The organism is Clostridioides sp. ES-S-0123-01 (assembly GCF_020658415.1).
GTDB lineage: Bacteria > Bacillota > Clostridia > Peptostreptococcales > Peptostreptococcaceae > Clostridioides.
Genome location: NZ_JACVWD010000004.1, coordinates 79,255 through 93,901 on the forward strand (window position 1 = coordinate 79,255; position 14,647 = coordinate 93,901).

The 14,647-nt window shown below is 28.6% G+C and carries 13 protein-coding genes and 1 other annotated feature; of the genes, 12 read left to right on the top strand and 1 reads right to left on the bottom strand.

All coding sequences use genetic code 11. The features are described 5' to 3' along the window. Window positions 1-58 precede the first annotated feature (58 nt). The 3 genes from IC175_RS10295 (at window position 59) to IC175_RS10305 (ending at window position 3,977) form a co-directional block, all read left to right on the top strand. On the top strand, window positions 59-2,035 hold the full coding sequence (locus IC175_RS10295; protein ID WP_227432439.1) for an Ig-like domain-containing protein: 1,977 nt from the start codon (window positions 59-61) through the stop codon (window positions 2,033-2,035). 291 nt (window positions 2,036-2,326) lie between these two features. Continuing rightward, a complete protein-coding gene (locus IC175_RS10300; protein WP_227432440.1) occupies window positions 2,327-2,596 on the top strand; it encodes an ACT domain-containing protein in 270 nt (89 codons plus the stop codon). Between the two features lie 25 nt (window positions 2,597-2,621). Further along, the gene (locus IC175_RS10305) at window positions 2,622-3,977 is read left to right on the top strand and encodes a PFL family protein (RefSeq protein ID WP_227432441.1); all 1,356 of its coding nucleotides are present in this window, start codon (window positions 2,622-2,624) and stop codon (window positions 3,975-3,977) included. Window positions 3,978-4,441: 464 nt separating this feature from the next. On the opposite strand, the gene IC175_RS10310 is transcribed toward IC175_RS10305, so the two are convergent. Then, complete coding sequence (locus IC175_RS10310) at window positions 4,442-5,482, bottom strand: PTS sugar transporter subunit IIC (RefSeq protein WP_227432442.1); 1,041 nt, start codon at window positions 5,480-5,482, stop codon at window positions 4,442-4,444. Window positions 5,483-5,841: 359 nt separating this feature from the next. On the opposite strand from IC175_RS10310, the gene IC175_RS10315 reads away from it, so the two are divergent. The 9 genes from IC175_RS10315 to IC175_RS10355 all read left to right on the top strand — a co-directional run bounded on the left by IC175_RS10315 (window position 5,842) and on the right by IC175_RS10355 (window position 14,508). Next, complete coding sequence (locus tag IC175_RS10315; protein WP_227482890.1) at window positions 5,842-6,477, top strand: HlyD family efflux transporter periplasmic adaptor subunit; 636 nt, start codon at window positions 5,842-5,844, stop codon at window positions 6,475-6,477. Between the two features lie 9 nt (window positions 6,478-6,486). After that, window positions 6,487-7,191 carry a YggS family pyridoxal phosphate-dependent enzyme gene (locus IC175_RS10320; RefSeq protein ID WP_227432444.1) on the top strand — a complete coding sequence of 235 codons (705 nt, stop codon included), beginning with the start codon at window positions 6,487-6,489 and terminating at the stop codon, window positions 7,189-7,191. 39 nt (window positions 7,192-7,230) lie between these two features. Further along, window positions 7,231-7,689 (top strand): cell division protein SepF, encoded by a 459-nt coding sequence (locus tag IC175_RS10325; protein ID WP_227432445.1) that lies wholly within the window; start codon window positions 7,231-7,233, stop codon window positions 7,687-7,689. A gap of 18 nt (window positions 7,690-7,707) precedes the next feature. Then, a complete protein-coding gene (locus IC175_RS10330; RefSeq protein ID WP_054274603.1) occupies window positions 7,708-7,965 on the top strand; it encodes a YggT family protein in 258 nt (85 codons plus the stop codon). 9 nt (window positions 7,966-7,974) lie between these two features. After that, a complete protein-coding gene (locus IC175_RS10335) occupies window positions 7,975-8,760 on the top strand; it encodes an RNA-binding protein (protein WP_227482889.1) in 786 nt (261 codons plus the stop codon). Window positions 8,761-8,794: 34 nt separating this feature from the next. Beyond that, a complete protein-coding gene (locus IC175_RS10340) occupies window positions 8,795-9,322 on the top strand; it encodes a DivIVA domain-containing protein (RefSeq protein WP_227432447.1) in 528 nt (175 codons plus the stop codon). Window positions 9,323-9,495: 173 nt separating this feature from the next. Continuing rightward, window positions 9,496-9,728 (top strand) — a binding site (T-box leader). Window positions 9,729-9,817: 89 nt separating this feature from the next. Then, on the top strand, window positions 9,818-12,925 hold the full coding sequence (ileS, locus tag IC175_RS10345; RefSeq protein ID WP_227432448.1) for an isoleucine--tRNA ligase: 3,108 nt from the start codon (window positions 9,818-9,820) through the stop codon (window positions 12,923-12,925). Between the two features lie 326 nt (window positions 12,926-13,251). Further along, on the top strand, window positions 13,252-14,124 hold the full coding sequence (locus IC175_RS10350; RefSeq protein ID WP_227851494.1) for a YitT family protein: 873 nt from the start codon (window positions 13,252-13,254) through the stop codon (window positions 14,122-14,124). 111 nt (window positions 14,125-14,235) lie between these two features. Next, on the top strand, window positions 14,236-14,508 hold the full coding sequence (locus IC175_RS10355) for a hypothetical protein (RefSeq protein WP_227432450.1): 273 nt from the start codon (window positions 14,236-14,238) through the stop codon (window positions 14,506-14,508). Window positions 14,509-14,647: the final 139 nt, after the last annotated feature.

Genomic DNA, 14,647 nt, shown 5'->3' on the forward strand with positions numbered 1-14,647 from the left:
GTAAAATTGTTTAAAATAACTCAATTTTATTTGATAAGAGAATTAGTAGGAGAAAAATATGAGCAAAACAAACAAAGCTTTTATTCTTATAAATTTGTTAATTATGATTTTTGCACTTTTCCCAAATAAGAGTTTTTCCCAAGAAAATAATTGTCTGAATGATTTTAAAAGTTGGATTTTGAAAAATGAATATAATAATAAAAAAATAGTTTACACTCTTTCTTGTGATATGGTAATAGATGGTTATTTTGAACTTAGTATTCCATATGGAACTAAGATTACAATAGATACCAATAAGTATAAAATACTCATAAAAGATAAAGGGAACTTTTTTATCAATGGGAATGAATTAAATATAATTGGAGAAGGTGAAACAGACGGTGTAATTCATGTAGAACGAGGAGGAAAGCTAAGGATAGGGATAGATAATATAACTGCTTTAAATGGAACTGCTTTGTATGCAGAAGAAGAAGCTGATTTAATTATAGATACATATTATGGTGAGGTTGGAAACATAAAAGCAAGTGGAGAAAACGCTATAGGAATTTATTCGGAAAATAATGTTAGAGTAGACTGTAAAACGATTGAAGTTGATGGAGAAAATGCTATAGGAATTTATTCTAAGGGAGAAGTCGAAATAGAGGATACTTCAGTAATTGTCAATGATGATAATAAACAGCAAAGTTTAGGGTTAAGAAGTAACAATAAAAAAGGACGGTCAATTGTATCAGAGATCAAGAATGTCTATATTATAGGAGAGCAAAATACAATAATGCCAGATATACCTCAAGATGATGATTATAATATTATAAGGTGTAATTGCAGAGGTATTGGAGTCTTTGAAGAGGAAATAATGATAACAAAAGAAGATAAAATAGAAGATTTAAAATTTCCTCAAACTGTAACTTTAAAAACTTCTAGTGGAAAGTTTAAAAGGTTAGATGTGGACTGGGATTTATCAAATTACTATACTGATTTAAATAAAAATGCAGAGTTCGTGATAAAAGGAAAATTTAAAGAAGAATATCTAAATGAAAATAATATAGTGCTAAATCATAATGTTGCGCCTATTTTATATGTTCATGTTACAAATAAAGGACCTATAAACGATTTAGAAGTATCTTTTATAAACTCAAAAAAGGGTTATTCAGCTATTTTAGATTACAGTATGCCATATAATGCCAAGAAGGTATTTGTAGAATATTCTGATGATGGTATAAATTGGGTAAGCAAAGAATTAAATTATATTAGTAACCAAACTATACTTGATTTTGAAGATTTTAAATTGAGATGTTTTAGAGTAAATGTAGAAGGTGGATTAAGGGACGGATATTCAAATATATTTTTAAAACCAGGATTTGTGATGGGTGGAGGCAATGGTCAGATGACACCAGAAGATGACCGAGACGTTATTATAGATGGAGGTGATCGTGGAGGTGGTGGTAGAGATGACCCAGATAGAGATGGCAGTAGTGAAAATGAGGGTAATAACAATAAAAATAAAGAAGAAGATAATAATGAAAATAAAGAAAATACTGACAATGGTAGTAATGAAAATAATGATTCTAATGGAGGAAAACCAAATGATTCAGAAGATAACATAGGACCAAGTGCTGGTGGTGTCGATAATAAAAATCATCAAAATAATAAAGAAAATACTGATATAAATGCTGATAAAGAAAATGATTATGAGTATAAAAATAAATTTAATAGTAAAAATTTAATGATAGAAGATGATAGCAATTATAATTTAAAACAGAAATCAGTATTTAGCAATAATAATCAATATTTCTCTTATGGAGAGGCTTTTGTAAACGGAAATAAAGAAATAAACAATGAAAAATCAGGAGTAAATAATTATGATGAAATAGCAAATGACAATGAGAATCTTAAATCTATATTTAAAAAATATAATTTAAATAGAGAGATTTTCTTTTTACTTTGTATATTAACTCCAACTATGATTGTTTCTATATTAGCTGTAAATCCAAGTGTAAGAAAAAATGTAATAGAATTCATACAAATAAAAAAATAATTTTTAAAAAGGTATTATTTAGTAAATTATAAAGCTACTAAGTAATGCCTTTCATTATTATGAAAACTATATATAACTATTAATAAAATGATATATAATATACAGTTTGGTTAAATAGTATAAAAATAATAGAATATTGAAAAAAAATTGACAAATGAATATATAGGTATTAAAATATATTAAATATATACATAAAAAGTGATTTACCAACAAATAAATGAAATATATGTTAGCAACTAGTTCAATTTGTAAAAATGTAAGATTTATAAAAAAATAAGGGAGGATATTATTATGAGAGCAATTTTAACAGTGATTGGAAAGGATAAACCAGGTATAGTAGCAGGAATTAGTGATGAGCTATACAAGCAAAATATTAATATAGTAGATATTTCACAAAAAATACTTCAAGAATATTTTACAATGATTATGGTAGTTGATTTAGAAAAAGCATTAAATTCTTTTGAGCAAACGGTTGAAGATTTAATTGAAAGAGGAAAGAAATTATCAGTAGATGTAAAAATTCAAAGAGAAGAAATCTTTAATTCAATGCATAATCTGTAGTAAATAGTAAGGGGAGGTGATAACAGTGAATGTAGGAAATATACTTGAAACAATCAAGATGATAGATGAAGAACAGTTAGATATAAGAACTATAACTATGGGGATTTCATTACTAGATTGTATAGACCCTGATGGAGATAAAGCGAGAGAAAAAATATATAATAAAATTATGAATTCTGCTAAAGACTTAGTAAAAGTTGGTAAGGATATAGAACGTGAATTTGGTATTCCAATTGTAAATAAAAGAGTATCAGTAACTCCAATATCCATTATTGCAGGTGCAACAGATGAAGAAGATTATGTGAAATTCGCACAGACATTAGATAAAGCAGCAGAGGATTTAGGAATAGACTTTATTGGTGGATTCTCAGCATTGGTTCAAAAGGGATATACAAAAGGTGATAAGATATTAATTAAATCAATTCCAAGAGCTTTGGCAAGTACTAATAAGGTATGTGCTTCAGTAAATGTAGGTTCTACACGATGTGGTATAAATATGGATGCAGTAAAAGAAATGGGAGAAATTATAAAAGAAACTGCAGAAATGACAAAAGATGCAAAAGGATTTGGTTGTGCAAAACTAGTAGTATTTTGTAATGCAGTAGAAGATAATCCATTTATGGCAGGAGCATTCCATGGTGTTGGTGAAGCAGATAGAATTATCAATGTTGGTGTAAGTGGTCCTGGTGTTGTTAAGAGAGCTTTAGAAAAGGTAAAAGGAGAGCCATTTGATGTTGTTGCAGAAACTGTTAAAAAGACAGCATTTAAAATTACAAGAGTTGGACAACTTGTAGCGAAAGAAGCTTCTAGTAGACTAGATGTTCCATTTGGAATAATAGACCTATCATTAGCCCCTACACCTGCAATTGGAGATTCAGTAGCAAATATATTAGAAGAGATGGGACTTGAAGTTGTTGGTACTCATGGTACTACAGCAGCACTAGCTCTTTTAAATGATGCAGTTAAAAAGGGTGGAGTTATGGCATGTTCACATGTTGGAGGACTCAGTGGAGCGTTTATACCAGTATCTGAAGATGCAGGTATGATTGATGCTGTTATTAAGGGTGCTTTAAGTATAGATAAACTTGAAGCTATGACTGCAATTTGTTCTGTAGGTCTTGATATGATAGCTGTGCCAGGAGATACTACAGCAGGTACACTTGGAGCTATGATAGCTGATGAAGCAGCAATAGGTATGATTAATAATAAGACTACAGCAGTTAGAATTATACCAGCACCAGGATGTGATGTAGGTGATATGGTCGAGTTTGGAGGTCTTTTAGGACGAGCACCAGTAATGCCTATAAATAAAAATTCATCTGAACTGTTTACTCAAAGAGGAGGAAGAATTCCAGCTCCTATACATTCATTTAAAAACTAAGTACATTACATATAATAATATTCAAATAAAGATTTATATGACAGAATTAAAGTTGTCTATGTGAGTCTATATATTGAAAGATTATAATTAAAATAATAAATTTTAAAATTTTTGTTGAGATTGTGATAACAACAAAGCGATACATAGACTTTTTAAAAGGTCATGTATCGCTTTTATTTTTTAATATTATCTAATTATTAAATAGAACTTTTTATGTACCTTAAAAGTTATGATATCTAATAGTAATAAATTATACTAACATTTATTTTTAATACATCAACTAAATAAAAAACTAAATAAAAAGTAAATTAAAAAAATAAAAAACTATCTAAATATTTAACACACATAATAATCATAAATAAATATAAAAATAAAACGCTTGCAATTAATAAAATTGCCTACAATATAAAACTTTATCATTTAAAATATTAACTTAAAATATTAATTTATAAATCTTATTATTTTTAAGCAATTTCTTTTTCTACATCAGTACCACGTATTTCACCAGCAGTAAGAACTTTAAAAGTACTGAATATTTTCGAGCCTAAAAATCCTGCAGCTACATTAAATAAGGCACATAAGCCAGCTGTTATGAGTACTTGATTAACTGGATTATAGGCAAACATTATAGCAAATCCAGCTACAGGTGTAGCTGTACCTGGAGTCATATTTACAAGACCCATCAAAGCTACAATGATACCAGAAAAAGCACCTCCAAAGAAATTAGTACAATATATAGGTATTGGATTTGCCGAAATTATGTCTGATTGAGTCAATGGTTCAATAGCAACAGATATAATATCTTTTTTAGATCCTAACTTCAATCTTGCAAATAATGTTGAGTTCATAAAAGCTGAACCAAAAGCACCTAATGCTCCTATTGCCATAGGAAGACCAGTAAGACCAATTATAGACGTAAGCGCCATTGAACTAAGTGGAGATGTACCAACTACTGTTATTAAGCCTCCTAATATAATTCCCATTACTATAGGACTAATATTAGTAGCCTCTATTAAAACTTGTCCGATTTGTAGTAGTGTACTATTAACTAATGGGTCTACATTTGATGCTATAAGACGAGATAGTGGTGCACATAGAAGGATTACAACTACTAAATCCACTCCAGGTGGTACCTTTTTCTCTATAAACTTAATTAAGAAAGAAACAAAGTATCCAGCAACGAATCCAGATAATATAGAAAAATCTAAACATGATAATCCTATTAAAACAGCATAAACTGGAGATACACCAAGAGCTAATGGCACAAGTATAGCAGCAGCAACTCCACCAAGGCTACCATTAGCGGCTCCAACACTTCTAAAAAATTCCATACCTAAAACGTCGCCAAGTAAAGAAAGATTGAATGCCTCGACTAAGAAAGTAGCACAAGCAGCACTTGCAAGAGCTCCCATAGCTTTCATACCATATGGAGCTTTGTAACTAAAAATTGTGAAACAACATAGAACCAATAAAAGTAAACCTGTTCCTAATAAAATTTCTGACATAAGAAAATCCTCCTTGTATTTTTTTTAGGACATAAACTTTTGCTTATGATAACGTTATCCTAATGTGTAAATAATTAACTAATTAATGACAACAGAACAAAAGTAATTTTAAATTTTAATTGGTTTTATATTGTATCTAAAAATAAAAATAACTATAAAGGTATATAAAGCAAGTTTAAAATCTAAGTTAAACTTATACTTTACAATATAATTATATATAAATAATACAATCTTGTATAGGAAGATTGATAAAAAATAAATTTAATATGAAAAAAAACAATTATTATCATATAAAAAAGGAATAAACCTTTTTTAGAAGAAGTATTTATAATGAAAGAAATTATATAGGGGGAGAGTCTTTGAAAAAGGTTAAATATACCAGATTAGTGATACTTGGTATTCTTATATATTTAGTATTTAATATTTTAGTAATGATTATTAGTAAGAATGTAGATACATTAGTATTAAAATCTGAAGTAGTCGATGCAAAAATTAGTACAGAAGGTACTCTAGAAAAAGACTTTAATGACCAGAGTAGTTATTTATCAATATATGTTGATAAAGAAGATTATAAAAGATTTGAAAAAAATCAAGATGTCGTAATTGAATATGACAAACAAAAAATAGATGCAAAAGTTTACAAAATATATAAAAATAATAATAAAATAATGGTAAAATTAAAAATAAGTAACCAAATTATTGGAAATCAGGATACAAGTGTCGAAGAATTTGATATAATATATAATCAGATGGAATGTTTAAAAATACCTAAAACTTCTATAAAAACAAAAGACAATAAACGTGGTGTATATGTAATTGATGAACAATCACAAAGTGTAAAATTTGTCATACTAGAAGGGATAACTTATGAAAATGAATCTTCTGTATTTGTGGATTATTATAAAAATGACATAAATGGAGTTAAAAGTGTTAATCTATATGACAAAATAATTTTAAGACCTAACAAAATAAACACAAATATAAGGATAAAGTAGGTGATAATAATGGGTTCTGTTAAAGAGAATTTATCTGAAATAAGAAGTAAAATTGATGAAGCTGCAAAAAAAGTAAATAGAGATAGTAAAGAAATTACTCTTTTAGCAGTTACTAAAACTGTTGATGTAGATTTAGTTAATGAAGCAATGGAAGAAGGAATTACTTCTGTTGGTGAAAATAAACCTCAAGAATTAGCTAGAAAGTATGATATTATAGGTGACAAACTAAATTGGCACTTAATAGGAACTTTGCAAACAAATAAAGTTAAGTACATAATAGATAAAGTTTGTATGATACATTCTTTAGATAGAGTTGCATTATGCGAGGAAATTCAAAAACGGGCTGAGCAAATAAATAGAGAAATAGATTGCTTAGTACAAGTGAATATATCTAAAGAAGAATCTAAACATGGACTTGACAAAGGAGAAGTTATAGATTTTGTCAAAGAAGTGTCAGAAAAATATAAAAATATAAAAATAAAAGGTCTAATGACAATGGCACCTTTTGTAGCAGATGAAGATGAAATAAGAGGTGTATTCAAAGGTCTTAAAGATTTATCAACACAAATAAAAGAATTAAACATATCTAATGTAGGTATGGATGTTTTATCAATGGGAATGAGTCACGATTATGAAATTGCTATAGAGGAAGGGGCTACCATTGTTAGAGTTGGAACATCAATCTTTGGAGAAAGAAATTACAATAAAAAATAATTACTCAAATCTGAATAAATTCTAAGGAGGAAGTTAATAATGTCAAATGGAATAATATCTAAATTTAAGAACTGGATAGTTGATGAAGATGAAGATTATGTTGAAGATGAATATGAAGGTGGTATGGAAGATATAGTTCAAGAGGAAGAAATAAATGGAGGATTTAGTGCTGCAAAAGCAAATAAAATTGTAAATTTACATACAACTTCTCAAATGAAAGTTGTAATAGTTGAACCTAAAGTTTATGATGAAGCTGCAACTATAGCAGACCATCTAAAACAAAGAAGGGCAGTTATAGTGAATTTGGAAGGATTGACTAATTCTGAAGTTCGTAAATCTATATTTAATTTTATGAATGGAGCGGTTTATGTTTTAGATGGAAGTATACAAAAGGTTTCTAAGTCAATATTTATACTAGCTCCTAATAATGTAGATATAGATGCAAATATGAAAAAAGAATTAGAAAGCAAAGCATTCTTCCCTTGGCAAAATAAATAGTAAAAAGGCGGTTAATGTATGGGAACAATAAGAATTGCACTATATTATCTTTTAGACATAATAGCATGGATGATAGTTATAAAAAGCTTGATGACTTGGTTTCCAAATGGAAGACAAAGCAAAATTTTTGAGATTTTAGAAAATCTTACAGAGCCAATAGAAGGTCCAATCAGGTCTATAATGTACAAATACACAAATGGGCCGATAGATTTTTCTCCTTTAATTGCAATAGTATTATTGATGTTCCTAAGACAATTAGTATTGGTTATATTCTAAGGTGATAACATGGATAAATTGAAATTGACAAATCACATAAAGGATGTAGACTTGAAAAATAAAATGTTTAAAGTAATAGACAAGGCTAATAGTTGTATAAAAAACTATGATGTTAAGTCTACTGAGTTTCTTAATCCATATGAAGTGAGAAATGCTGTAGATATATTAAATTCTACTAATGAAATAAAATACAGTGTGGATGGAGGTTATGAACAAGCTGAAAGAAGCACTGTATTTATTTATCCATTTTACATGGAATATGAGGATATAGAAGATACTCTTAGATTTTTACAAATAGAAGGAAATTTTAAATTTAAAAGTATATCTCATAAAGATTATTTAGGAGCAATTTTGAATCTAGGTATAAAAAGAGACAAAATTGGAGATATAATTATACATGATAGTTTTTGTCAAGTAGTTGTAAGTAGTGATATTTGTGATTTTATAATCATAAATTTAGAGAAAGTTTCAAGAAATAGTGTAATTGTAAAGGAAATTTCCAGAGAAAATATTGTTAATAGTTCTTCAAAATATAAAGAAGTATCATTTACAGTATCTTCAGATAGGTTAGATTGTATCATAAGTAGTCTTTACAATATATCTAGGCAAGATAGTGCAAAATACATAAATGGAGAAAAAGTCCATGTCAATTATGAAAAGATAACTTCAACTTCTAAAATAATTAAAAATGATGATTTAATTTCTATTAGAGGTAAAGGAAGAGCTAAAGTAACACAAATAGGAGATATTACTAAAAAAGGAAGAATAAAAGTTCAAGCAAAATTAATTGTATAAGGACTAATTAAAATTATAGCTGGGAGGAAATGTAATGCTAACTCCAATTGAGATAGAAAATAAAGAGTTTAAAAAAGGTTTAAGAGGTTATAGAGATGAAGAAGTTGATGAGTTTTTAGATATTATCAAAGAAGATTATGAATCTCTATGTAGAGAGAATACAGCTCTTAAAGAAAAATTAGGATTATATCAAGATCAAGTAAATAAATATGAAAATATTGAAGAAACACTAAAAGCTACTTTAATAACTGCTCAAAGTGCAGCAGAAGACACTTGTAGTGCAGCAAATAAAAAGGCTAAGATAATCGTTGAAGAAGCAGATTTAAAGGCTAGACAAATTATAGAACAAGCTAATAATCGTGTTATAGAGATAAGAAAAGAGTACGATGCTTTAGTTAAAGAATTTAAGATATTTAGAAATAAATTTAAATCATTGTTAGAAGATGAAATAAGAAGTGTCGATGAGATTTTTTATGATGTAGATGAAAAATGTGTAAATGCATTTGAAGGTACATCAGTGTATAATTATAGTAATGATGAAGCTGCTACAACTTTAGAATAAACAATAATTTTACTGGATTTTAGGTAGAATTATTGTTTAAGTTTGAGAATACTATAACAAAAACAAAAAATAGGATAAATATGTAAGAAAAATATAAATTATTATATTTTTCAAAAATATATTGACTATTCAAATTATTTGTTATAGAATTTCATATAAACACAGATAAATTTTTAAAAGCGTTGATAGAGACAATTATCTTTAGATAATTTTACAGAGAATTGGGTATGCTGAGAACCAAGGAATTTATAAAGATGAAAATCACTCTTGAGCTGCAGGCTGAACGATTAAACTTTATTAAGCTGTGCCGGTTAGTGCCGTTATACTATTAGAGTGTTATATGTGACTATTGTTAAGTTCACATATAGAATTAGGGTGGTAACGCGATTGATAACTCGTCCCTTTGTTTAAAGGGGACGAGTTTTTTATTATTCAAATTTACGTAAAAGAATAAAAACTTTGGAATTATAATAACTGTAGGAAAGGGTGATTTACATGGCAAAATTTAAGCCATTGGTGGACAGTTCTGTGAAACAAGCAGAAGCACAAGTTTTTGACTATTGGAAAGACATAGATATACTTGAAAAAACTCTAGAAAAAGGTAAAGACGACCCAAGTTTTGTATTTTATGAAGGACCTCCAACAGCTAATGGAAATCCTGGAGTACATCACGTTTTATCTAGAACACTTAAAGATTCTGTTTGTAGATATAAAACAATGTCTGGTTATCAAGTAAAGAGAAAAGCTGGTTGGGATACACACGGATTGCCAGTTGAAATACAAGTAGAAAAAGAATTAGGTCTTACTAGCAAGCAACAAATAGAAGAATATGGAATAGCTGAATTTAACCAAAAATGTAGAGAGTCAGTTTTCTCATTTGAAAAACAATGGAGAATAATGACTGAGAGAATGGCTTATGAAGTTGACTTAGATAATCCATATATAACTTTAGATAATAACTATATAGAATCTGTATGGTGGATATTGAATAAGTTCAATAAAGAAGGATATATATATGAAGGGCATAAAATACTTCCTTATTGCCCAAGATGTGGAACTGGTCTTGCTAGTCATGAGGTTGCACAAGGATATAAAGAAGTAAAGACAAATACAGTTGTAGCTAAATTTAAGAAAAAAGATGCTGATGAATATTTCTTAGCATGGACAACTACTCCATGGACTTTACCATCAAATGTTTCATTAACAGTGAATGCTGATGTTGATTACTTAAAAGTTAAAAAAGGTGATGAGGTATATTATGTATCTAAACCTTTAGCTAATAAAGTACTAGGTGAAGACTATGAAGTTTTAGAAGAAATGAAAGGTAAAGATTTAGAAGGCTTAGAATATGAACAATTAATGCCTTTTGTAGAAGTTGATAAAAAAGCATTTTTCATTACAGTAGGAGATTATGTAACTACTGAAGATGGTACTGGAATAGTTCATACAGCACCAGCATTTGGTGAAGATGACTACAATACAGGTAAAAGATACGATTTACCAGTTGTACAGCCAGTAGATGAAACTGGTAAATTTACAACTACTCCTTGGGAAGGTAGATTTGTAATGGAAGATGGGCTAGATGTTGAAATAATAAAATGGCTAGCTTCTGAAAATAAACTATATAGTAAAGAAAAAGTAGTTCATAATTATCCACATTGTTGGAGATGCCAAACTCCACTTGTGTACTATGCAAAACCAAGCTGGTATATAGAAATGACTAAGCTTAAGGATAAATTAATAGAAAATAATAATGGTGTAAAATGGTTCCCAGGCTTTGTAGGTGAAAAGAGATTTGGAAACTGGTTAGAAAATCTAAATGACTGGGCAATATCAAGAACTAGATATTGGGGAACTCCACTTCCTATATGGAGATGTGAATGTGGTCATACAGATTCAGTTGGTTCAAGAGCAGAATTAGCTGAAAAAGCTATAGAAGATGTAAACCCAGAAACTGTAGAACTTCATAGACCATATGTAGATGATATACACTTGAAGTGTGAAAAATGTGGAAAACCAATGACAAGAGTAACAGAAGTTATAGACTGCTGGTTTGATAGTGGAGCTATGCCATTTGCACAACACCACTATCCATTTGAAAACAAAGAAAACTTTGATGAGCTATTCCCAGCTGATTATATATCAGAAGGTATAGACCAAACTAGAGGTTGGTTCTACTCATTACTTGCAGTATCAACATTTGTATTAGGAAAAGCACCGTATAAGAGTGTCTTAGTTCCAGACCTTGTACTTGATAAAGATGGAAAGAAAATGAGTAAATCAAGAGGAAATACAGTAAATCCTATGCAGTTGTTTGATCAATATGGAGCAGATGCGCTAAGATGGTATTTACTATATGTTTCTCCACCATGGACTCCAACTAAATTTGATATGGATGGATTAAAAGAAATCCAAAGTAAATTTATAGGTACTATGAAAAATGTATATAACTTCTTTACTTTATATGCAAATACAGATGATATAAATCCAACTGAATTCTTTGTAGAATACAAAGATAGACCAGAACTTGACAGATGGATACTATCTAAATTCAATAATTTAATGAAAGATGTAGAAGAAAATTTAGAGATATTTGAATTAAATAAAACTTTAAGAATGATACAAGATTTCATAAATGATGATTTATCTAACTGGTATATAAGACGTTCAAGAAGAAGATTCTGGGCAACTGAATTAACAGAAGATAAAAAAGCTGTATACAATACAACTTATGAATTATTACATGGACTTTGCAGAGCTATAGCACCATTTGCTCCATATATGTCAGAAGAAATGTATAGAAACCTAACTGGAGAAGTATCTGTTCATTTAGCTGAATATCCTAAGTTTAATGAGAGTTTAGTTGATACTAAATTAGAAGAAAAAATGGATTTAGCTAAGAATCTAGTTACTTTAGGTAGAGCTTCAAGAGAAGTTGAGAGAATAAAAGTTCGTCAACCATTACAAAAAGTATTAGTAGATGGTAAATTTGAAGACACAATAAGTGATGTAGTTGATTTAATAAAAGAAGAGCTTAATGTTAAAGAGGTAGTATTTGCTAAAGATTTAGATGAATATATGAACTTTAGCCTAAAACCAAACTTTAAAGAAGCTGGACCAATATTAGGCGCTAAGATGAACTTATTTGTAGGAGCATTAAACAAGTTAAATGCACATGAAACTGCTAATAAACTTGAAAATGGTGAAACTTTAACAGTTGATTTAAATGGAGAAGCATTTGAATTTAATAAAGATTTAGTATTAATAGGTATAACTGCTAAAGAAGGATTTAATGTATCTGTTGAAAATAATCTTTTTGTTATACTAGATACTAAATTAACTGATGAGTTAGTTGATGAAGGATATGCTAGAGAATTTATATCTAAAGTACAACAATTGAGAAAATCTAATAACTTTGAAGTACTAGACAACATAGTAATAGATTACTGTGGTGATGATGAGATTGCTAAAGCTGTTGAGCATTTTGATGAATACATCAAGTCTGAGACTTTAGCTTTAGAAATAAATAGAGTGGATGATAAATCTTTAGAAGAACAAAACTTAAATGACCATATGACAGGTATAAAAGTTACAAGAAAATAAAAAATAACAAGCTGTTAATTAAGAGCCCTATAGAAAATGATTTGTAAATTTCTATAGGGCTTTTTTTAAAAATATAGCTTATTTCTTTATTTAATTAATTGTTTTTGTACTTCAATAATTAAATGTTTTAATATTCCAAAATTTACAACAAATAAATTTATATAAATCATATAAATTATTTATAGCATATGATAAAATGTTAGTGAATAAACGTTTAAGTGAGGATGAATAATATTTTAGAGTGAACTACTTCTGGTAAATTTATTTTTAAATTTATTGTGTATTATGCAGGGTGGTTTATTTATTATGCAAAGGGGTGCGTTTTGATGTATGGTGAAAGCAAAAAACTAAGTATTGATAATAGCATATTTTTGCAATATGGTCTTATTATATTGGGAATGATTTTATCAACCTTAGGAATAAATTTATATCTAGCACCAGCCAAGTTGTTAAGTGGAGGAGTAGCTGGAATTTGTGTTATATTATATAAGTTATTTGGTATAAATCAGGGATTATCTAGTTTTTTGATGAATATACCAATATTTATTATAGCTAAGAAGTATTTTGATAATAAATTTTTGTTAATAAGTTTTGTAAATATGTTACTATTTTCTGTTGCACTTGGTTTAACACAAGATATTGCTAAATATTTTCCAATAGATGATACTATGCTACAATCTATTTATGGTGGTGTTTTAACTGGTATAGGTATGGGATTGACCTTTAAAGCAAGAGCTACTGCTGGAGGGCTTGATATAATAGCAGCTATAATGAAAAGAAAGTACGATATACCAATGAAAAATACATTTTTATTTATTAATTTCTTTGTAGTATGTGCAGGTGCATTTTTATTTGGAGCAAAATTGGTAATGTACACTCTAATTACTATGTATATAATTTCTTTTACAATGGATATAGCAAAAGATTGCTTTGATAGAAAAAAATCTATACTTTTAATATCAAATAGATATGAAGAAATATCAAAAGTAATAATGAATAAGATGGGTAGAGGAGTAACTTTTTTAGAAGCAGAAGGAGCATATACGCAGAATAAGAAAAAAATGATTTACTGTATCATATCTGCAAATGAAGTAGGTAAATTTAAGGATTTAATTTATGATATGGATAGTGAAGCTTTTATTTCTGTAAACAATGTAGAAGAAGTAAAAGGTGGAGGTTTTAAGGATAAATTTTTATAAGATATAAGTGTTAAAAAATACCATATATCTTGTTATTGTACCTAGTTAGATGTATACTGTAACTAATGGGGCACATGAAGTGCTCAATAATATACTAGGAGGTATAATAATATGTTAAGAGAGAGATTTGTAGTAAGAAATCATCATAATCCACATGCTAATGGATGCTGTGGAACTGGAGGAGAAGGATGCTGTGGGGGAGATAACCATCAACATTCACACGAGCATTCTCACAGTCATGGACATGAACATGAGCATGTAAATGGTGTAGGTCATGACCATAATCATGATGATGGATTTTCAGGAACTCATGAGCATGGGCATGAACATACACATATACATGGGCATGAACATTTAGATGGGCATACACATCAACATAAATAGAAGTATTTTAAATTAATAAAATGATTTTTATTTTGTTATTCCATGAAGGTTTAAATAAAAATTATTCATAGCAAATAAAAAAGTGAGCTGTTAAATTAAAAAACTTTAATAGTTCACTTTTATTAATTATTAAAATATC

Coding starts and splice junctions, on each gene's coding strand:
- IC175_RS10350 (WP_227851494.1), top strand. CDS start 13,252: ATGTATGGTGAAAGCAAAAAACTAAGTATTGATAATAGCATATTTTTG.
- IC175_RS10320 (WP_227432444.1), top strand. CDS start 6,487: ATGGGTTCTGTTAAAGAGAATTTATCTGAAATAAGAAGTAAAATTGAT.
- IC175_RS10325 (WP_227432445.1), top strand. CDS start 7,231: ATGTCAAATGGAATAATATCTAAATTTAAGAACTGGATAGTTGATGAA.
- IC175_RS10295 (WP_227432439.1), top strand. CDS start 59: ATGAGCAAAACAAACAAAGCTTTTATTCTTATAAATTTGTTAATTATG.
- IC175_RS10310 (WP_227432442.1), bottom strand. CDS start 5,482: ATGTCAGAAATTTTATTAGGAACAGGTTTACTTTTATTGGTTCTATGT.
- IC175_RS10330 (WP_054274603.1), top strand. CDS start 7,708: ATGGGAACAATAAGAATTGCACTATATTATCTTTTAGACATAATAGCA.
- ileS (WP_227432448.1), top strand. CDS start 9,818: ATGGCAAAATTTAAGCCATTGGTGGACAGTTCTGTGAAACAAGCAGAA.
- IC175_RS10300 (WP_227432440.1), top strand. CDS start 2,327: ATGAGAGCAATTTTAACAGTGATTGGAAAGGATAAACCAGGTATAGTA.
- IC175_RS10355 (WP_227432450.1), top strand. CDS start 14,236: ATGTTAAGAGAGAGATTTGTAGTAAGAAATCATCATAATCCACATGCT.
- IC175_RS10340 (WP_227432447.1), top strand. CDS start 8,795: ATGCTAACTCCAATTGAGATAGAAAATAAAGAGTTTAAAAAAGGTTTA.
- IC175_RS10335 (WP_227482889.1), top strand. CDS start 7,975: ATGGATAAATTGAAATTGACAAATCACATAAAGGATGTAGACTTGAAA.